At 67.1% G+C, this 18202-nt stretch carries 18 protein-coding genes; 15 read left to right on the top strand and 3 right to left on the bottom strand.

Annotated elements, in window-relative coordinates; translation table 11 throughout:
* Window positions 1-9 precede the first annotated feature (9 nt).
* A complete protein-coding gene (locus NGB94_RS15815; protein WP_325791658.1) occupies window positions 10-627 on the top strand; it encodes an HAD family phosphatase in 618 nt (205 codons plus the stop codon).
* Here the strand turns inward: NGB94_RS15815 and NGB94_RS15810 are convergent.
* Window positions 624-956 (bottom strand): TfoX/Sxy family protein, encoded by a 333-nt coding sequence (locus NGB94_RS15810; protein WP_325791656.1) that lies wholly within the window; start codon window positions 954-956, stop codon window positions 624-626. The genes NGB94_RS15815 and NGB94_RS15810 overlap by 4 nt on opposite strands.
* Before the next feature lie 363 nt (window positions 957-1319).
* On the bottom strand, window positions 1320-2285 hold the full coding sequence (locus NGB94_RS15805) for a quinone oxidoreductase (protein ID WP_325791655.1): 966 nt from the start codon (window positions 2283-2285) through the stop codon (window positions 1320-1322).
* Window positions 2286-2436: 151 nt separating this feature from the next.
* On the opposite strand from NGB94_RS15805, the gene argC reads away from it, so the two are divergent.
* The 14 genes from argC (at window position 2437) to tyrS (ending at window position 17745) form a co-directional block, all read left to right on the top strand.
* Window positions 2437-3468 carry an N-acetyl-gamma-glutamyl-phosphate reductase gene (gene argC / locus NGB94_RS15800; protein WP_325791654.1) on the top strand — a complete coding sequence of 344 codons (1032 nt, stop codon included), beginning with the start codon at window positions 2437-2439 and terminating at the stop codon, window positions 3466-3468.
* Entirely contained in the window at window positions 3468-4637 is a 1170-nt protein-coding gene (gene argJ, locus NGB94_RS15795; RefSeq protein ID WP_325791653.1) for a bifunctional glutamate N-acetyltransferase/amino-acid acetyltransferase ArgJ, read from the top strand. Before argC ends, argJ begins: the two co-directional genes overlap by 1 nt.
* A gap of 15 nt (window positions 4638-4652) precedes the next feature.
* The gene (argB, locus tag NGB94_RS15790) at window positions 4653-5576 is read left to right on the top strand and encodes an acetylglutamate kinase (RefSeq protein WP_325791651.1); all 924 of its coding nucleotides are present in this window, start codon (window positions 4653-4655) and stop codon (window positions 5574-5576) included.
* On the top strand, window positions 5573-6838 hold the full coding sequence (locus NGB94_RS15785) for an acetylornithine transaminase (RefSeq protein WP_325791650.1): 1266 nt from the start codon (window positions 5573-5575) through the stop codon (window positions 6836-6838). Before argB ends, NGB94_RS15785 begins: the two co-directional genes overlap by 4 nt.
* Entirely contained in the window at window positions 6835-7800 is a 966-nt protein-coding gene (gene argF / locus NGB94_RS15780; RefSeq protein WP_325791649.1) for an ornithine carbamoyltransferase, read from the top strand. The genes NGB94_RS15785 and argF overlap by 4 nt, the downstream gene beginning before the upstream one ends.
* Window positions 7797-8333: an arginine repressor gene (locus NGB94_RS15775; protein ID WP_325791648.1), complete on the top strand. Its 537-nt coding sequence runs from the start codon at window positions 7797-7799 to the stop codon at window positions 8331-8333. Before argF ends, NGB94_RS15775 begins: the two co-directional genes overlap by 4 nt.
* Window positions 8334-8429: 96 nt before the next feature.
* Window positions 8430-9638 carry an argininosuccinate synthase gene (locus tag NGB94_RS15770; protein WP_325791647.1) on the top strand — a complete coding sequence of 403 codons (1209 nt, stop codon included), beginning with the start codon at window positions 8430-8432 and terminating at the stop codon, window positions 9636-9638.
* A gap of 5 nt (window positions 9639-9643) precedes the next feature.
* Window positions 9644-11095 (top strand): argininosuccinate lyase, encoded by a 1452-nt coding sequence (gene argH, locus NGB94_RS15765; protein WP_325791646.1) that lies wholly within the window; start codon window positions 9644-9646, stop codon window positions 11093-11095.
* 94 nt (window positions 11096-11189) lie between these two features.
* A complete protein-coding gene (locus NGB94_RS15760; RefSeq protein WP_325791645.1) occupies window positions 11190-11711 on the top strand; it encodes a pyridoxine/pyridoxamine 5'-phosphate oxidase in 522 nt (173 codons plus the stop codon).
* 106 nt (window positions 11712-11817) lie between these two features.
* A complete protein-coding gene (locus NGB94_RS15755; RefSeq protein ID WP_325791644.1) occupies window positions 11818-12687 on the top strand; it encodes an SRPBCC domain-containing protein in 870 nt (289 codons plus the stop codon).
* Window positions 12688-12726: 39 nt separating this feature from the next.
* The gene (locus NGB94_RS15750) at window positions 12727-13374 is read left to right on the top strand and encodes a DNA-3-methyladenine glycosylase (RefSeq protein ID WP_325791643.1); all 648 of its coding nucleotides are present in this window, start codon (window positions 12727-12729) and stop codon (window positions 13372-13374) included.
* 84 nt (window positions 13375-13458) lie between these two features.
* On the top strand, window positions 13459-14028 hold the full coding sequence (locus tag NGB94_RS15745) for an adenine phosphoribosyltransferase (RefSeq protein ID WP_325791642.1): 570 nt from the start codon (window positions 13459-13461) through the stop codon (window positions 14026-14028).
* Window positions 14029-14138: 110 nt separating this feature from the next.
* The gene (locus tag NGB94_RS15740) at window positions 14139-16406 is read left to right on the top strand and encodes a UvrD-helicase domain-containing protein (protein WP_325791641.1); all 2268 of its coding nucleotides are present in this window, start codon (window positions 14139-14141) and stop codon (window positions 16404-16406) included.
* 13 nt (window positions 16407-16419) lie between these two features.
* A complete protein-coding gene (tyrS, locus tag NGB94_RS15735) occupies window positions 16420-17745 on the top strand; it encodes a tyrosine--tRNA ligase (protein ID WP_325791640.1) in 1326 nt (441 codons plus the stop codon).
* A gap of 100 nt (window positions 17746-17845) precedes the next feature.
* Here the strand turns inward: tyrS and NGB94_RS15730 are convergent.
* Window positions 17846-18202: hypothetical protein (locus NGB94_RS15730; protein WP_325791639.1), on the bottom strand; the 357-nt coding region annotated here is incomplete at its 5' end.

The raw sequence follows: 18202 nt of genomic DNA, 5'->3' as shown, positions 1-18202 counted from the left end.
TTGTGGTGCGTGAGCACTCTCTCCCGCCCCGGCACCTGGTACCTCTTCGACTACGGCATGGTGATCTCCGCGGCGCCCCTCCAAGCGGACTGGGACGCGCTGCGCGAGGCCACTGGACTGGACCTGCAGAACGCATCGAGTCCTTACTGGGCCACCCGGCTGGAGTTCGACGGCGGCGCGCTGAGTCCTGCGGCGTACTGGGCGGGGGTGCTTGGACGGGACGCCGAAGCCGATGAGGTGGCGCGGCTCGAAGAGCTGGATGCCCGGCAGTGGTCCCGCGTCAATCCCCGCACCATGCAGGTGCTGCAGGACCTGGCTGACGAGGGTGCGCAGCTGGCCCTGCTGTCGAACATGCCGGCGGAAATGTCTTTTCGGTACGAGGCAGGCGCGCCCTGGGTGACGTACTTCCGGAAGCTGTACTTCAGCGGCCGGCTGGGAATGGTGAAGCCTGATTCCCGGATCTACAAGCATGTGCTGGCGGACCTTGGCGCTGCCCCGGAGGACGTGGTCTTCATCGATGACAATGCAGCCAACATCGACGCTGCCCAGGCACTGGGGATTCAGGCGGTCCGGCATACCGAAGACACCGACCTGCGGCAGGAGCTTTCCCTTTCCGCGGAGCGCTAGACGTTCCGGGACGTGCGTCCGACGGCGATCCACCAGGCCAGCGCCTCGTCGTCCGTAATAATTTCCATGGGCACGTTCATCCAGCCCTCGCCCATCGGGCGGCCCACTCCCATGTAGGCAGGCTGCCCGCCGGCAGTCAGCAGATCCTGGTACTGCGCCGGGTCAACCCGCACCAGCAGGTCTCCGTCCTTGCCGGCAGCTACCGCGAGCTGACCGTCCACCATAAAGGACACGCCCCCGAACATACGTTTCTCCCGGATGTCCGGATGTGAGGCAAGGCTCGCCCGGATGCGCTGGGCCAGGGCTTCCTGTGCCGGGTCAGGCTGCATAATCCTGCCGCCTTTCAGTAAGGACGGTTGTCCACGGGATCTGCCGAACTGGTTTCCGATTCGCCACCAGGAGCGGGGCGGTCAGCCCCATGCCAATCAGCAGATACCCGGTCGCTATCCAACCGTGCTCCGGAATCGAGCTGACGTAAAGAGCTGCCGGGACGACGACTACTCCCAGCAACGCCAGGGTTCCCGCCAGGCGCTTGCCCGTGGGCTGGAACGTGCGGAGGGTTTCGTGTCTCGCGGCAGGGCCATTTCGGTGTGAGTTCGGGAAAATTCGACTGGTTCGCACTTTTGCTGCCCCTTGGAACCGGCAGCAGAAGCGCAAATTGGCAGCAGAAGTCCTAAGCGGCAGCGCAAACCCTACGGAACCAGCAGCACCTTGCCGGTCGTCTTGCGGCCTTCCAGGTCTTCGTGCGCGCGGGCAGCTTCGGCAAGGGGATAGGTTGCGCCGATCCGCACGTCCAGGGTCCCGGCCTCCACCATTTCGAACAGTTCGCGGGCACGCCACTGCCGTTCCTCCGCGCTGAGCAGGTAATCCCTTATGGTCGGCCGGGTCAGGTACAGCGAGCCCAGGGCGTTGAGCCGCTGGATGTCGAACGGGGGCACCTGGCCCGACGCGCCGCCGAACAGCACCATCATGCCGCGCGGGCGCAGGCTGGCCAGGGAGCCGTCGAATGTAGCCTTGCCGACGCCGTCGAACACCACGTCCACGCCGCGCCCATCGGTCAGTTCCCGCACCCGGTCGGCGAACCCGTCGTAGCGCAGCACGTGGTCCGCCCCGGCGGCTGAGGCGAGCGCCTCCTTGTCATCAGTGGAGACAGTGGTGATCACGGTGGCGCCCTTGGCCTTCAGCAGCTGGGTCAGCAGCAGACCGACGCCGCCGGCACCGGCGTGGGTCAGGACGGTTTCCCCGGACTGGACCGGGTACGTGGAGTTGCACAGGTAATGCGCCGTCATGCCCTGCAGCGGAAGTGCAGCAGCTACCTCGCTGCTGACATCGCGAGGCACGGGCAGGGCCTTGGAGGCGTCCAGCAGCATGTATTCGGCGTAGGCGCCGCCGCCTTCCGCGGTCGCCACCCGGTCTCCGTCGCTGAATGCCGCCACATCGATGCCCGCCTGAACTACGGTTCCCGCGGCCTCGGAACCGGGAATGAAGGGGTAGTTCATCTTGTAGACGCCGCTGCGCTGGTAGGTGTCAATGAAGTTCACGCCAGCAGCCGCGACCTTGACCAGCAGCTCGTTGGGGCCGGGAACCGGAAGATCCACGTCTTCATAGCGCAGGATTTCGGGTCCGCCCGCCTTCGGGACGACAATGGCCTTATGCATGGAATGCCTCTTCCGGTGGATGGGCTGCGGTAAACGGGTTCGCGAACCCATCGTAGGGCGGCAGCGGCCGGGAGGCACGGGGCCAGGCCCCCCGAAGTCACATTGCATAATTATGAAGCCTCATGCATAAAACTGCTGTAGGGTGGATGGCATGACGATTTCCGTAGCTGTATCAGGTGCCAGCGGCTATGCCGGCGGCGAGGTCCTGCGCCTGCTCGCCGGCCACCCCGGCGTGAAAATTGGAGCCATCACCGCCCACAGCAACGCCGGTTCCCGGCTCGGCGAACTCCAGCCCCACCTGCATTCCCTGGCCGACCGCATCCTGGTGGACACCACCGTCGAAAACCTTGCCGGACACGACGTCGTCTTCCTCGCCCTGCCGCACGGCGCCAGCGCCGAGATCGCCGCCCAGCTGCCCGAAGAAACCCTGGTAATCGACGCCGGCGCCGACCACCGGCTCACCGACCCCGCGGCGTGGGAAAAGTTCTACGGCTCCCCGCACGCCGGCTCCTGGCCCTACGGCCTGCCCGAGCTGCCCGGGCACCGCGACCTGCTCCGCGGCGCACGCCGGATCGCAGTTCCCGGCTGCTATCCCACGTCCTCGCTGCTGGCGCTCACCCCCGGTTTCGCAGCCGGCCTGCTGGAGCCCGACGACGTCGTCATCGTCGCAGCGTCCGGCACCTCCGGAGCGGGCAAGGCCGCGAAGCCGCACCTGCTCGGATCAGAAGTGATGGGCGGCATGAGCCCCTACGGCGTTGGCGGCGGACACCGGCACACCCCCGAAATCGAACAGGGCCTCTCCGCCGCAGCGGGGGAGCAGGTCTCCATTTCCTTCACCCCGACGCTGGCCCCCATGGCCCGCGGCATCCTCACCACCGCGACGGCGAAGGTCCGCCCCGGCGTCGACGCCGCCGCGCTGCGCAGGGCCTGGGAGACGGCCTACGCCAATGAACCGTTCGTCCGTGTACTGCCCGAAGGCCAGTGGCCTGCCACCAAGATGGTGGCCGGATCCAACTACGCCGCCCTGCAGCTCGCCTACGATCCGCACGCCGGCCGCGTGATTGTCTCCGCCGTGATCGACAACCTCACCAAGGGCACCGCCGGCGGCGCCGTCCAGTCCATGAACATCGCCCTGGGCCTCGAAGAGAGCGCCGGGCTCACCCTGCAGGGAGTAGCACCGTAATGAGCACCAACGCAGCAGCCGGCATCACCGTACCGGCCGGGTTCCGCGCCGCCGGCATCACCGCCGGTCTGAAGGCCTCCGGGGGACGCGACGTCGCCCTGGTAGTCAATGACGGACCGGCCAAGGCAGCAGCAGCGGTCTTCACCCGCAACCGCGTCGCCGCAGCCCCCGTGCACTGGTCACGCCAGGCCATCTCGGACGGCCGGGCCGACGCCGTGTTCCTGAACTCCGGCGGAGCCAACGCCTGCACCGGGCCGCAGGGCTTCCAGAACACCCACGCCACGGCCGAAAAAGTCGCTGACCTGCTCGGCATTTCGGCGAACGACGTCCTGGTCTGCTCCACCGGCCTGATCGGCGAACAGCTGCCCATGGACAAGATCCTCCCGGGCGCCGAAGCCGCCGTTGCCGCACTGGACGCCGACGGCGGTGCGCTGGCTGCCGAAGCGATCATGACCACGGACACTGTCTCCAAGCAGGCTGTCTTCACCGGCTCCGGCTACAGCATCGGCGGCATGGCCAAGGGCGCCGGCATGCTGGCGCCGGGCCTGGCCACCATGCTGGTGGTCCTGACCACCGACGCCGATCTCGACGCCGCCGCACTGGATACCGCGCTGCGCGCCGCTACAGCCGTCACCTTCGACCGCACCGACTCCGACGGCTGCATGTCCACCAACGACACCGTGATCCTGATGGCCTCCGGCGCATCCGGCACCACCCCGGGCACCGAAGAGTTCACCCGGGGACTCACCGAGGTCTGCCACTCCCTGGCCCAGCAGCTGATCACCGACGCCGAAGGCGCCAGCCACGACATCGCGGTCACCACGGTCAACGCCGTCACGGTGGCCGACGCCGAGAACGCCTCCCGGGCCGTCGCCCGCTCCAACCTCTTCAAGACCGCGATCTTCGGCAACGATCCGAACTGGGGCCGGGTACTCTCCGCCGTTGGCACCACCGACGCCGCCTTCGAACCGGAGAACATCAACGTCTCCATCAACGGCGTCCAGGTCTGCCGAGGCGGCGGCATCGGAGATCCGCGCGAAGGCGTGGACCTCACCGGCCGGGCCGTGAGCGTTGAAATCGACCTCGCCGCCGGCACCGAGTCCGCGACCATCTGGACGAACGACCTGACCACGGACTACGTCCACGAAAACTCGGCGTACAGCAGCTAGGCGGGACGAAACAGCATGAGCACAGCCACCCAGCAGGACCAGGCAGCGGCACAGGACAAGGCCGCCACCCTGATCGAGGCACTGCCCTGGATCCAGCGCTTCGCCGGCAGCACGATCGTGATCAAGTACGGCGGCAACGCCATGATCAACGACGAACTGCGGCAGGCGTTCGCCGAGGACATCGTTTTCCTCCACCACGTGGGCGTCCACCCCGTAGTGGTGCACGGCGGCGGACCGCAGATCAGCGCCCTGCTGGACCGGCTCGGCATCGAATCCGAGTTCAAGGGCGGGCTGCGCGTCACCACCCCCGAAGCCATGGACGCCGTCCGCATGGTGCTCACCGGACAGGTGGGCCGCGAGCTGGTGGGCCTGGTCAACTCCCACGGCCCCTACGCCGTTGGCCTCTCCGGAGAAGACGGCGGTCTGCTGCAGGCCGTCCGCACCGGAACCGTCATCGACGGCGAGGAAGTGGACCTGGGCCTGGTCGGCGAAGTCGTGGGCGTGAACCCCGGCGCCATCCTGGACCTCATCGAAGCAGGCCGGATCCCGGTGATCTCCACGGTCGCCCCGGAAATCGGCGCCGACGGCAACCCCACCGGCCAGGTGCTCAACGTCAATGCCGACACCGCTGCTGCCGCGCTTGCCGTGGCGCTGGGCGCCTGCCGCCTGGTGGTGCTGACCGACGTCGAGGGCCTCTACGCCAACTGGCCGGATAAGTCCTCGCTGATGTCCGCCCTTACCGCAGGTGAACTGCGCGAAATGCTGCCCTCCCTTGAATCCGGCATGATCCCCAAGATGGAAGCCTGCCTGGCTGCCGTGGACGGGGGAGTGGACCGCGCCGCCGTCGTGGACGGGCGCATGGCGCACTCCATGCTGCTGGAAGTCTTCACCACGGCCGGCATCGGCACCCAGATCATTCCGGACGGAGCAGAAGCATGAGCAATCCCGCCTCCTCAGAGATGCTGCCCGCCGCGGCAGTGGTAGACGCCGCCGGGTCCGGCAGCGAATGGCTGGCCCGCTACACCGACTCACTCATGAACGTGTTCGGGACCCCGCAGCGCGTCCTGGTGCGCGGCAACGGCTGCACCGTCTGGGACGCCGACGGCAACGCCTACCTCGACCTGCTCGGCGGCATTGCCGTCAACGCACTCGGCCACGCCCACCCCTTTGTCACCTCCGTGATCGCCAGCCAGCTGAACACCCTGGGACACATCTCCAACTTCTTCACCAGCCCCACGCAGGTGGCCCTCGCGGAGAAGCTGCTGCAGCTGGCGCAGGCACCGGCCGGTTCCAAGGTCTTCTTCTCCAACTCCGGGACCGAAGCGATCGAAGCTGCCTTCAAGCTGGCCCGGCGCAACTCCGCGGGCAACCGCACCCGGATCATCGCGATGGACCGCGCCTTCCACGGCCGCACCATGGGAGCCCTCGCACTGACCGCCAAGCCCGCCTACCGCGAGCCGTTCGAACCGCTGCCCGGCGGCGTCGAGCACATCCCGTACGGCGACGTTGATGCCCTGCGCGCCGCGGTGGATGACACCGTAGCCGCGGTGTTCATCGAACCCATCCAGGGCGAAGCCGGGGTCCAGGTGCCGCCCGCCGGTTACCTCGAAGCGGCACGGCAGATCACGCGCGACGCCGGTGCGCTGCTGGTCTTCGACGAAGTCCAGACCGGAATCGGCCGCACCGGACGCTGGTTCGCGTCCGAGGGCGTGCTGCCCGACGCCATGACCGTGGCCAAGGGCCTGGGCAGCGGCTTCCCGATCGGCGGGCTGATCACCTTCGGCCCGGACGTATCCGCCCTGCTGACCCCCGGCCAGCACGGAACCACGTTCGGCGGAAATCCCGTGGCCACCGCCGCCGCACTGGCGACGCTGACAGCCATTGAAACCGGCGACGTGCTGGCAAACGTGCGCGCCACCGGCGACTTCCTCCGCGAGGGCCTGCGCGCCGTCGACGGCGTCACCGAAGTCCGCGGCGACGGCCTGCTGATCGGCATCGATCTGGGACCGGAACTTGGCGGCGCAGCCCCGGCCGCCGTCCAGGCAGCGCTGGATGCCGGTTTCATCATCAACGCCACCGGACCGGCGACCCTGCGCCTGGCGCCGCCGCTGATCCTCACCACCGGCCAGGCCGCAACCTTCCTGGACAAGCTTCCCGCCATCCTGCAGGCCGCCGCGGCCACGACGATTGGACAGCCATGACCCGCCACTTCCTCGTTGACACCGACCTGACCCAGGCCGAACAGGCCGAGGTCCTGGACCTTGCAGACGCCCTGAAAAAGGACCGCTGGAAATACCAGCCCTACGCCGGTGAAGGTTCCGGCCGCCAGACCGTGGCGGTAATCTTCGACAAGACCTCCACCCGCACCCGCATCTCCTTTGCCGCCGGCATCTCCGACCTCGGCGGCGTGCCGCTGATCATCGGCGCGGGAGAATCCCAGCTGGGCCACAAGGAGTCCATTACGGACACTGCCAAGGTCATGGAACGCATGGTCTCCACCATCGTCTGGCGCACCTACGCCCAGTCCGGGCTGGAGGAAATGGCCGCGAACTCCTCCGTTCCGGTCATCAACGCGCTCTCCGATGACTACCACCCGTGCCAGCTGCTCGCGGACCTGATGACCATCCGCGAGCACAAGGGCACGCTGGCCGGCCTCACCCTGACCTACCTGGGCGACTGCGCCAACAACATGGCCAACTCCTACCTGCTGGCCGGCGTCACCGCCGGAATGCACGTGCGCGTCGCCGGACCGGTGGGCTACCTGCCAAACCCGGAAATCGTCGACGCCGCTGCGGCCCGAGCCGAGGAAACCGGCGGATCCGTACTGATCACCACGGACGCAGCCGAAGCACTGGCCGGCGCGGACGTCGTCGCCACGGACACCTGGGTCTCCATGGGCCAGGAAGACGAGAAGGCCGAACGGCAGGAGCTGTTCCGCGACTACGCCGTGGACAGTGACGCCATGGCACAGGCCGCGGACGACGCCGTCGTGCTCCACTGCCTGCCCGCCTACCGCGGCTACGAGATTTCCGCCGACGTGATCGACGGCCCGCAGTCAGTGGTGTGGGACGAAGCGGAGAACCGGCTGCACGCCCAGAAGGCACTGATGGTCTGGCTCATGGCGAGGTCCGGCCTGACCGGGATCCCGGAGGAAGCGGCATGACCATGCCCACCACCAAGACCGCCCGGCAGGCACGCATCCGTGCGCTGCTGACCGGGTTGTCGGTGCGGTCCCAGGCGGAACTGGCCACCCTCCTGGCCGACGACGGCGTGCAGGTCAACCAGGCCACGCTCTCACGCGACCTGGTGGAGCTCGGCGCCGTGCGCATGCGCGGCAAGGACGGAGTGCTGGTCTATGCCGTGCCCGCCGAAGGCGGCAAACGCACCCCGCAGTCCGGGGTCACCCAGGAAGTGCTTGACGCGCGGCTGGCCCGCCTGTGCGGCGAGCTGCTGGTCACCGCGGAAGCGTCCGGGAACATCGTGGTGCTGCGCACCCCGCCCGGCGCCGCGAACTTCCTGGCCCTGGCCATCGACCACTCCGTGATGCCGTCCATCCTGGGCACCCTGGCAGGGGATGACACCGTGCTGCTGGTGACCCGGGAGCCCGATGGCGGCGCGGAGCTGGCAGCGCGCTTCCTCTCCATCGCGGACGAGGCAACCGCCAGCGGGCAGGCCCCTGACAATCGCATACTGTAGAACCTGGGCCGGCAGACGTTCCACACCAGGTTTTCCCCCACTTTTACAACCAACCCGCAGCGTGCGCGCTGCACCAATCGCAAGAGGAGCACATTCGTGAGCGAACGTATTGTTCTGGCCTACTCCGGTGGCCTGGATACGTCTGTAGCCATCGGCTGGATTGCCGAGGCAACCGGCGCCGAGGTCATCGCCGTGGCGGTCGACGTCGGACAGGGCGGAGAATCCCTGGAGACCATCCGCCAGCGTGCCCTCGACTGCGGCGCCGTGGAAGCCTACGTGGCTGACGCCCGCGACGAATTCGCCGCCGAGTACGCCATGCCGGCCCTGAAGGCCAACGCCCTTTACATGGATTCCTACCCGCTGGTTTCCGCGCTGTCCCGCCCGGTGATCGTCAAGCACCTGGTCGCCGCTGCCCGCGAATTCGGTGCCACCACCGTTTCCCACGGCTGCACCGGCAAGGGCAACGACCAGGTCCGCTTCGAGGTCGGCATCCAGACCCTGGGCCCGGACCTGAAGTGCATCGCCCCGGTCCGCGACCTGGCCCTGACCCGCGACAAGGCCATTGCCTTCGCCGAGGAAAAGAGCCTGCCGATCGTCACCACCAAGAAGAACCCGTTCTCCATCGACGCCAACGTCTGGGGACGCGCCGTGGAAACCGGCTTCCTGGAAGACATCTGGAACGGCCCCACCCCGGACGTGTACGAATACACCTCCGACCCCGCCTCCGGCATTGCCGCTGACGAAGTGGTCATCACCTTCAAGGAAGGCGTTCCGGTAGCGATCGACGGCAAGCCCGTCACCCCGCTGCAGGCCATCGAGGAAATGAACCGCCGCGCCGGCGCCCAGGGCATCGGCCGGATCGACATCGTCGAAGACCGCCTCGTGGGCATCAAGAGCCGGGAAATCTACGAAGCACCCGGTGCCATGGCCCTGATCGCCGCGCACAAGGAACTCGAGAACGTCACCATCGAGCGCGAGCAGGCCCGCTTCAAGAAGACCGTTGGCCAGCGCTGGACCGAGCTGGTCTACGACGGCCAGTGGTTCTCCCCGCTGAAGAACTCCCTGGACGCCTTCATCGAAGACACCCAGAAGTACGTCTCCGGCGAAATCCGGATGGACCTGCACGCCGGCCGCGCCACCGTCACCGGCCGCCGCTCCGAGTCCTCGCTGTACGACTTCAACCTGGCCACCTACGACACCGGCGACACCTTCGACCAGTCGATGGCCCGCGGGTTCATCGAGCTGTTCGGCATGTCCTCCAAGGTCGCCTCCGCCCGCGACCTGCGCCTGGCAGAAGGAAAGTAAGACACATGGTCAACGGCAAGCCGTCAATCGAAACGCCTGGAGCCGGCGGCTCCACGGTCCAGGGTGCACTGTGGGGCGGCCGCTTCGCCGGCGGTCCGGCCGACGCACTGGCAGCCCTGAGCAAGTCCACCCACTTCGACTGGCGGCTTGCCGGCTATGACATCGCCGGCTCCCGGGCGCACGCCCGGGTGCTGCACAAGGCAGGCCTGCTCGACGACGCCGAGCTGGCCGGCATGCTGGAGGCACTGGACGCGCTCGACGCCGATGTGCGCTCCGGCGCCTACCTCCCCGCGGACTCCGACGAGGACGTCCACGGCTCCCTGGAACGCGGGCTGATCGAACGCGCCGGACCGCAGCTGGGCGGAAAACTCCGCGCCGGCCGGTCCCGCAACGACCAGATCGCCACCCTGGGCCGTATGTACCTGCGCGACCACGCCCGGATCATCGCCGCCGGCGTGCTGGCCACCGTGGATTCCCTGGTGGAGCAGGCCGAAAAGCACCTCGGGGTGGCCATGCCCGGCCGCACCCACCTGCAGCACGCCCAGCCGGTCCTGCTCAGCCACCACCTGCTGGCCCACGCCTGGGCGCTGCTGCGCGACGTGCAGCGCCTGGCCGACTGGGACAAGCGCGCCGCCGTGTCCCCGTACGGTTCCGGTGCACTGGCCGGGTCCTCCCTGGGCCTGGACCCCAACGCCGTCGCCGCGGACCTCGGGTTCGACTCCGCGGCCTGGAACTCGATCGACGGCACGGCCTCTCGTGACGTTTACGCCGAGTTCGCCTGGGTCGCCGCCATGATCGGCGTCGACCTGTCCCGGATCAGCGAGGAAATCATCCTCTGGGCCACCAAGGAATTCTCCTTCGTCACGCTCGACGACGCCTTCTCCACCGGCTCCTCGATCATGCCGCAGAAGAAGAACCCGGACGTGGCCGAACTGGCCCGCGGCAAGGCCGGCCGCCTGATCGGTGACCTGACCGGGCTGCTGGCAACCCTCAAGGGCCTGCCCCTGGCGTACAACAGGGACCTGCAGGAAGACAAGGAACCGGTCTTCGACGCCACGGACACGCTGGAGCTGCTGCTCCCGGCCGTCTCCGGCATGATTGCGACCCTTGTCTTCAACACCGAGCGCATGCAGTCCCTGGCTCCGCAGGGCTTTGCGCTGGCCACGGACATCGCCGAATGGCTGGTCCGGCAGGGGGTTCCGTTCCGCGAGGCGCACGAACTCTCCGGTGCCGCCGTGAAGCTGGCCGAATCCCGCGGCGTCGAACTCTGGGACCTGAGCGACGAAGACTATGCCGGGATCTCGGAGCACCTCACCCCGGAAGTCCGCACCGTGCTCTCCACCGAGGGGTCGCTGAACAGCCGCAGCTCGCAGGGCGGCACCGCGCGTTCAGCCGTTGAGTCGCAGCTGGCCGAGCTGAAGAAGCAGCTCGACGCCGCCCGCGCCTTCTCCGCCTAACCCACCCCGTCGAGAGGCCAGTTACGGCTGGTTTGAGCCCTCAAACCAGCCGTAACTGGCCTTTCGTTTCCCCGAAGGGCGTTAGCGTGGAGCCATGCCGAACCCGAACCTGCGCAGCACGCTGCGGGCCCTTCCCGACTTCGCCGATAAACTGCCCGGCTTCGACCCTGAGCTGGCACCGGAGGACCCCGCCGAGCTGTTCCTGAGCTGGCTGGAGGAAGCCCTGGCCGCCGGTGTGCCCCAGCCGCATGCCTTCTCCCTCGCCACGGCCGATACCGCAGGGAACCTTTCCTCGCGCATGCTCATCCTGAAGGACCTCGACGCCGACGGCTGGCATTTCGCCACGTCACGTTCCTCCCGGAAGGGGCGCGAACTCGAGCAGAACCCCCGCGCCGCTATGAACTTCTACTGGTATGCGCAGGGCCGCCAGGTCCGGGTGGCCGGAAACGTGGTGCAGCTCAGCGCCGAAGCCTCGGCCCGGGACTGGGACGAACGCCCGGGAGCTGACGGTACGGAGAACCCGTCCTGGCAGCTCTACGCGCTGGCGCCGCGGGAGATCGAGTTCTGGCAGGCCGATCCGGGAAACCGGCATATCCGCCACCGGTACGAACTGTAGGCACTCTTCGGCACCTCCGGGACAAGCTGCGTGCACCCCCTCCCGTCCGGCGGCCGCCCCCGCTAGCCTGAGATGGTCCGCATCCCACGTCCAGGAAGGCCGGGCCATGGCTGAAAGCCCATCACCGTCCAGCAGCAGCGCATCCCGGCCGGTTACAGAAGGCCGGATCGAAAAGGTGACCGACGGGTGGGTGCTGGCGTTCGACAAGCAGCTCGATTACCCCACCGCCCACATCTGGGACGTCCTGACCAACCCGCAGAAAGTGGAGCAGTGGCTGGGCCCCATTCATCCCGACTGGGAGCTGGGCAAGGAGTACACCCTCGAAAAGGGGGGCAGCGGTGTCTCCGGCACCGTTCTGCAGTTCAACCCCCGATCCAGCCTCCAGATCACCTGGGATGACGAACTTGGCGAGGAATCTGTCCTGGACTGGCAGGTCCTGGAGTCCGACGGCGGTGCGCTGCTGGCTTTCCGTGCGCATTCGGATACATCCGATTTCCTGGCCGAAGGCAGCGCCGGCTGGCAGGGCATCATGGACGCGTTCGCTGCCGTGGCCGCCGGAGAGCCGCCGCCCGAAGCGGAGCAGGGAGACTGGGAAGCGCTGCGGGATGCCTATTCACGGGAATTCGATGTCAGCCCCACGATGGGCAAAGTGGTGGAGAATCCCGACGGCAAAGGCCTTGAATTCGAGCGCTGGTACCGGGGAACGGCGGAGGACGTCAGCGCTGCCCTTGAGGCGTCCAGCGGGAACCTGGGCGTCGGCGAGGAAGCGGTCACCGAAGTGCGCGACGACGGCGGGCTGGTGAAACTGCACGTCCGGCAGCGGGTGGAGGGCGGCACGGTCGAAGACACCGCAGCGCTGATGGCCGCCTGGCACCTGGCCCTGGATTCGGCGGCGATACGGCTGGAAGGCGACACACCGCACCCTAATTCCCACCGGCTGCGGGCACTGGAAGCTCTCTACCGCGCTGCCCTCTGAGTTTTTCGGCCGCCCGGCAGCCCTTGTTACGGTGAGGGAATGGACGTTTCCAACCCCCGCAGCCGCCTAGCCGTCCCCGCTACCGAAGCAGCTCCCTGGCTTCTGGGCGCCGTGCTCCACCGGGATTCACCCGAAGGCCAGGTAGCCGTCCGGATCACAGAGGTTGAGGCCTACCTGGGGGAAGCCGACCCCGGCTCGCACGCCTTTCGCGGCCAGTCCGCGCGCAATGCCACCATGTTCGGACCCGCCGGGCACCTCTACGTCTACTTCACCTACGGGATGCACTATTGCGCCAACGTTGTCTGCGGCGAACCGGGTCAGGCCACCGGGCTGCTGCTCCGGGCCGGCGAAATCGTGGAAGGGCACCCGGTTGCACGCGTGCGCCGAAAGGAACCCAAAACGGACCTGGACCTGGCCAGGGGGCCGGCCCGCCTGGCCCAGGCCCTCGGCATCGACCGGGAACTGAACGGCGCCGACGTCTTCGCAGGACCGCTGCGGCTCGAGCTGCCGCACGAACCCGCTGACCCGGCCCGGATCTCGCGCGGCCCGCGGGTGGGCGTCAGCGGCGAAGGCGGGGGAGAGGCCTATCCCTGGCGTTTCTGGCTCACGGACGAGCCGACCGTGTCCAAATACCGTCCTGCCGTCCAACGCCGCCGGCCGGCCGGTGCCAGCGCCAAAACGGCCTAGGTGGGGCACACCTGTGACCAGCGGCGCAGTCCTGCAGCGGTCCGGGACAGGGCGGCCGGGCCGCCGGCCCGGTAAGGTGGATGGGTGAAAGACGAAGCTTCAGCCCCCCTTGCCGGTTCAGCAGTACCGGCGGAATCCATCCGTGAAACCATTGACCGCCTCTGCGCAGTGGTGCCGAATTACCCGACGCCGGGGGTGACGTTCCGCGACCTGACTCCGGTCTTCGCTAACGGACCGGCGCTGCGCGGCATGGTCGATGCCCTGCTGGCCGAGTTCGACGGCACTTTCGACTACGTTGCCGGCGTCGAAGCCCGCGGCTTCCTGCTGGCCGCTGCCGCAGCCTACGCCTCCGGACACGGTGTCATCACCGTCCGCAAGCCCGGCAAACTGCCCCGCCCCACGTACAACGAGACGTACTCCATGGAGTACGCCACGAACAGCCTCGAAGTGCACATCGGTGACATCCCGCACGGCTCCCGGGTCCTGGTCCTGGACGATGTCCTGGCGACCGGAGGCACTCTCGGCGCTACGGCCCGGCTGATCGAACGCGCCGGTTCCAGCGTTGCCGGCATCGGCGTCGTGCTTGAACTGGACGGGCTCGGCGGACGCGAAAACCTGGCCGGCTACAACGTCCATTCGCTGCGCACGTACTAGCCTTTTGGCCCCCGGCAGTCCGCCGCAGGGCCGCACTCTGGACAGGGCATACAAAATGTGCCGAAGCGGGGTAAACTTGACGGTCTGCCTTTGCGAGAGGGAACGCGAATATGCCTGAAGTGTCTTCGGCCCATACGGAGCTGGAAAACGAGCGCCAATACGTGGCTGGCTTGTACCACCGGCTTGATGAGCTGCGCGAGGAAAAACGTGAGCAGCTGGCCCAGGTACGCCGCAGCCACTCCGCGGGGTCGCACCAGAACCGCTCCGAACGCGACGCGTTCGCCACCATGTACGAAGACCGGTTGGCGCAGCTCATGGCTGTGGACGACCGCCTGGTCTTCGGCCGGCTGGACCTCGACGACGGCGAAACCCGGTATATCGGCCGCATCGGCCTGTCCACTGCGGACCTGCAGCGGCTCATGGTGGACTGGCGTGCTCCCGAAGCGGGCACCTTCTACCAGGCGACTGCGTTCGAGCGGCAGGGCGTGCGCCGCCGCCGGCACCTGATGCTCAAGGGCCGAGAGGTCCAGGGCCTGGAAGACGACGTGCTGGACTACTCGATGCTGGAAGAAGGCCAGGACCTGCAGGGCGAAGGGGCGCTGCTCGCCGCCCTGAATTCCAAGCGGACCGGGCAGATGTCGGATATCGTCGGCACCATCCAGGCCGAGCAGGACCGGATCATCCGGGCACCGCTGCCGGGAACCCTGGTGGTTCAGGGCGGACCGGGCACCGGCAAGACCGCCGTCGCCCTTCACCGCGCCGCCTACCTGCTTTACACCCACCGGGAACGGCTGAAGTCCGCCGGTGTGCTCCTGGTGGGCCCCTCCAACGCTTTCATCCGCTACATCGAACGTGTGCTGCCCTCCCTCGGTGAGACCGGCGTCGTGATGTCCAGCCTCGGCCAGCTGATGCCCGGCATCGCAGCCACCGGCGAGGAGACTCCCGCAGCGGCGGAGATCAAGGGCCGCCTGGCAATGGCCGACGTCGTTGCCCGCGCCGTCGCGAACCGCCAGCGGAACTTCACCGAGCCGCGCCGGCTCAACATCGAGGGCACCTGGGTCACTCTGACGCCCAAGCAGGTGTCCCGTGCCCGGGACCGTGCCCGCGCCACCGGCAAGCCGCACAACGAGGCCCGTGTGACGTTCGTAAAGATCCTGCTGCGCGAACTCACCGACCAGATGACCGAAATCCTGGAGGAGTCGGCCGGAGCCGGCAACAGCACCGACCGCGCGTACCTGGCCGAAGACGTGCGCAGCTCCCGCGACGTGCGGGTAGCCCTGAACCTGTGCTGGATGCCGATGACGCCGGAGAAGCTCATCAGCGAACTCTTCAGCAAGCCCGGCCAGCTGGAGGCTGCCGCCCCGGAACTGACCGATGCCGAACGCGATGCCCTGCGCCGCAGCCCGGACGCGCCCTGGACCGAAGCCGACGTCCCGCTGCTGGACGAAGCCGCGGAACTGCTCGGTGAACTGGACGCGTCTGCCGGGCGGGACAGCGCCGCGCTGGAAGAAGCCCGCAAGCGGGACCTGGCCAACGCCGAGCGCGCCATCGAAAACACCGAAGGGTTCCTGGAAGACTCCGGTGCCCACGGCATCCTCTCCGCCGAGGACCTGGCCAACCACAACATGGCCACGGAGCAGCGCCTCACCGCCGCGGACCGCGCAGCAGTGGACCGCACCTGGGCGTTCGGGCATGTGGTGGTGGACGAGGCACAGGAACTCTCCGCCATGCAGTGGCGGCTGCTGATGCGCCGCTGCCCGCTGAAGTCCTTCACCGTGGTTGGCGACATCGCACAGACCTCCTCCGCAGCCGGTGCCACCTCCTGGCAGCAGGCACTGGACCCGTTCGTGGGGGAGCGGTGGACGCTGGAAGAGCTGACGGTCAACTACCGCACCCCGGCGCAGATTGCAGAGGCAGCTGTCCGCATGGCCAACGCGGCCGGACTGGTTGTCTCCGCACCCAAGGCCGTCCGCGAGGGACAGTGGGCGCCCTTCCTGGACAACGTTGCCGAAGGCGGCCTGCTGCCGCGGCTGCTGGAGACCCTTCCGGAGGACCTCGCAGCAATCGAGGGCGGCCTGCTGGCTGTCATCACCGAAGACCACCGGCTTGAAACCGTCCGCAGCGAAGTCACCGCCCGGTACGGGGACCGGGTGGGGACCGGTGCCGGCGGGCTCAGCCAGGACATCGTGGTGATTTCGCCGCGCGAAGCCAAGGGGCTGGAGTTCGACGCCGTCGTCATCCTTGAACCGTCTGAACTGCTTACCGCAGCTGCCGGAAAGGTGGGGGATCTGTACGTCGCCATGACCCGTCCCACACAGCGTCTGAGACTTATTGCGGAGCACGGCATCCCGGCGGGCATCGACGGCACCGAATCCTGATAATTTAGAAGGCGTGCCACAGAATACCCAGACCTCCGAGGGCCTTGCCGCCCAGCAGAACGATCCGACCTTTGCCAACATCTGGCAGGAACTGAAATGGCGTGGACTGATCAAGATGTCCACCGATGAAGCGGAACTTGAACAGCTGCTCTCAGGGGATCCGGTCACCTATTACTGCGGCTTCGATCCCACCGCGCCCAGCCTCCACCTCGGCAACCTCGTGCAGCTCCTGACCATGCGCCGCCTGCAGCTTGCCGGGCACCGCCCGCTCGCCCTCGTGGGTGGCTCCACCGGCCTCGTCGGCGACCCGCGCCCGACGGCGGAACGCACCATGAATACCAAAGAGACTGTGGGCGAGTGGGTCGGGTACCTGCAGGGACAGGTGCAGCGTTTCCTCAGCTTCGAGGGCGAGAACTCCGCCCGCATGGTGAACAACCTGGACTGGACGGCGCCGATGAGCGCCATCGACTTCCTCCGCGATATCGGCAAGCACTTCCGGGTGGGCACGATGATCAAGAAGGAGATCGTTGCCTCCCGCCTGAACTCCGATGAAGGCATCAGCTACGCCGAGTTCAGCTACCAGGTGCTGCAGGGCATGGACTACCTCCAGCTCTTCCGCCAGTACAACTGCGTGCTGGAAACCGGCGGATCGGACCAGTGGGGCAACCTCACCTCCGGCACTGAACTGGTGCGAAAGGTGGAAGGCGCCACAGTGCACGCACTGGGCACCCCGCTGATCACCAACTCAGACGGCACCAAGTTCGGCAAGAGCGAAGGCAATGCCGTCTGGCTGGACGGGTCCATGACGAGCCCGTACGCGATGTTCCAGTTCTGGCTCAATACTGCCGACGCCGACGTGATCGACCGGCTGAAGGTCTTCACCTTCCGCACCAAGGCAGAAATCGAGGAACTCGAGCGGTCCGTGAAGGAAGCCCCGCATAAGCGGGAAGCCCAGCGCGCCCTGGCCTACGACGTGACCTCCCTGGTCCACGGAACCGAGGCGACCGACAAGGTCATTGCGGCCTCGGCTGCCCTGTTCGGTCAGGGATCGCTTGAGGAACTTGACGAGGCCACCCTCACAGCGGCCACTGCCGAGCTGCCCCGGGCTGAAGTTGGCGCCGGCGGTCTTGGGATTATTGACCTCCTGGTGGCTACCGGGCTGTCGAAGACCAACTCTGAAGCGCGCCGGACGATCACCGAAGGCGGCGCCTACGTGAACAACCGCAAGGTCGCCGAGATCGACGCGGCAATCTCCGAGTCGGAGCTTCTGCACGGCAAGTACCTGCTGCTGCGCCGCGGCAAGCGAAACCTGGCGACCGCAGTAGTCACAGGTCAGTAGTAAGTTCAGGTGAGAGGCCGGTTCCCTTGGGGAGCCGGCCTCCTGCTGTTAACGCACCCCGTGGGACTGCATGGGAGCCGACTCTGCCGGGTGCAGGATGTCACACCGAAGCCGGCTTGCACCGGTGCCCGGGGGTGTGTAAAGTAATTGGAGTCGCCGCGGTTGGGGCGCCGGAAGCTAGGTCTTCCGGAGATCCCGGGACGGTGGCCAAACCACACAAAAACAAAAGCTGTTCACGGCTGTGCTGTGAAAAAGCTTCGTTTTCGTGTGGCTTCATCTGATTGTTTCGAGCAAATTTCGCGGAATACGCCGAATTGCGGAAAACAAAAAGATGGAATATGCTGGTAAAACACCACAGCGGTGCGAAAAGAAAAGAAAGTTCCCGGTTGGGAATGGTTTTTCCGAGTAGGCCGGATGTGCCTGTTGTTTGAGAACTCAATAGTGTGCCAAGTTTATT

The organism is Arthrobacter koreensis (assembly GCF_035792275.1).
GTDB classification, from domain to species: Bacteria; Actinomycetota; Actinomycetes; order Actinomycetales; family Micrococcaceae; genus Arthrobacter_B; species Arthrobacter_B koreensis_A.
The sequence above is the reverse complement of the archived record's forward strand: the minus strand, read 5'-3'. Positions and strand labels throughout refer to the sequence as shown.

Coding starts and splice junctions, on each gene's coding strand:
- NGB94_RS15810 (WP_325791656.1), bottom strand. CDS start 956: ATGCAGCCTGACCCGGCACAGGAAGCCCTGGCCCAGCGCATCCGGGCG.
- NGB94_RS15755 (WP_325791644.1), top strand. CDS start 11,818: ATGGCTGAAAGCCCATCACCGTCCAGCAGCAGCGCATCCCGGCCGGTT.
- NGB94_RS15785 (WP_325791650.1), top strand. CDS start 5,573: ATGAGCAATCCCGCCTCCTCAGAGATGCTGCCCGCCGCGGCAGTGGTA.
- NGB94_RS15740 (WP_325791641.1), top strand. CDS start 14,139: ATGCCTGAAGTGTCTTCGGCCCATACGGAGCTGGAAAACGAGCGCCAA.
- argH (WP_325791646.1), top strand. CDS start 9,644: ATGGTCAACGGCAAGCCGTCAATCGAAACGCCTGGAGCCGGCGGCTCC.
- NGB94_RS15760 (WP_325791645.1), top strand. CDS start 11,190: ATGCCGAACCCGAACCTGCGCAGCACGCTGCGGGCCCTTCCCGACTTC.
- NGB94_RS15805 (WP_325791655.1), bottom strand. CDS start 2,285: ATGCATAAGGCCATTGTCGTCCCGAAGGCGGGCGGACCCGAAATCCTG.
- NGB94_RS15775 (WP_325791648.1), top strand. CDS start 7,797: ATGACCATGCCCACCACCAAGACCGCCCGGCAGGCACGCATCCGTGCG.
- argC (WP_325791654.1), top strand. CDS start 2,437: ATGACGATTTCCGTAGCTGTATCAGGTGCCAGCGGCTATGCCGGCGGC.
- argJ (WP_325791653.1), top strand. CDS start 3,468: ATGAGCACCAACGCAGCAGCCGGCATCACCGTACCGGCCGGGTTCCGC.
- argF (WP_325791649.1), top strand. CDS start 6,835: ATGACCCGCCACTTCCTCGTTGACACCGACCTGACCCAGGCCGAACAG.
- NGB94_RS15750 (WP_325791643.1), top strand. CDS start 12,727: ATGGACGTTTCCAACCCCCGCAGCCGCCTAGCCGTCCCCGCTACCGAA.
- argB (WP_325791651.1), top strand. CDS start 4,653: ATGAGCACAGCCACCCAGCAGGACCAGGCAGCGGCACAGGACAAGGCC.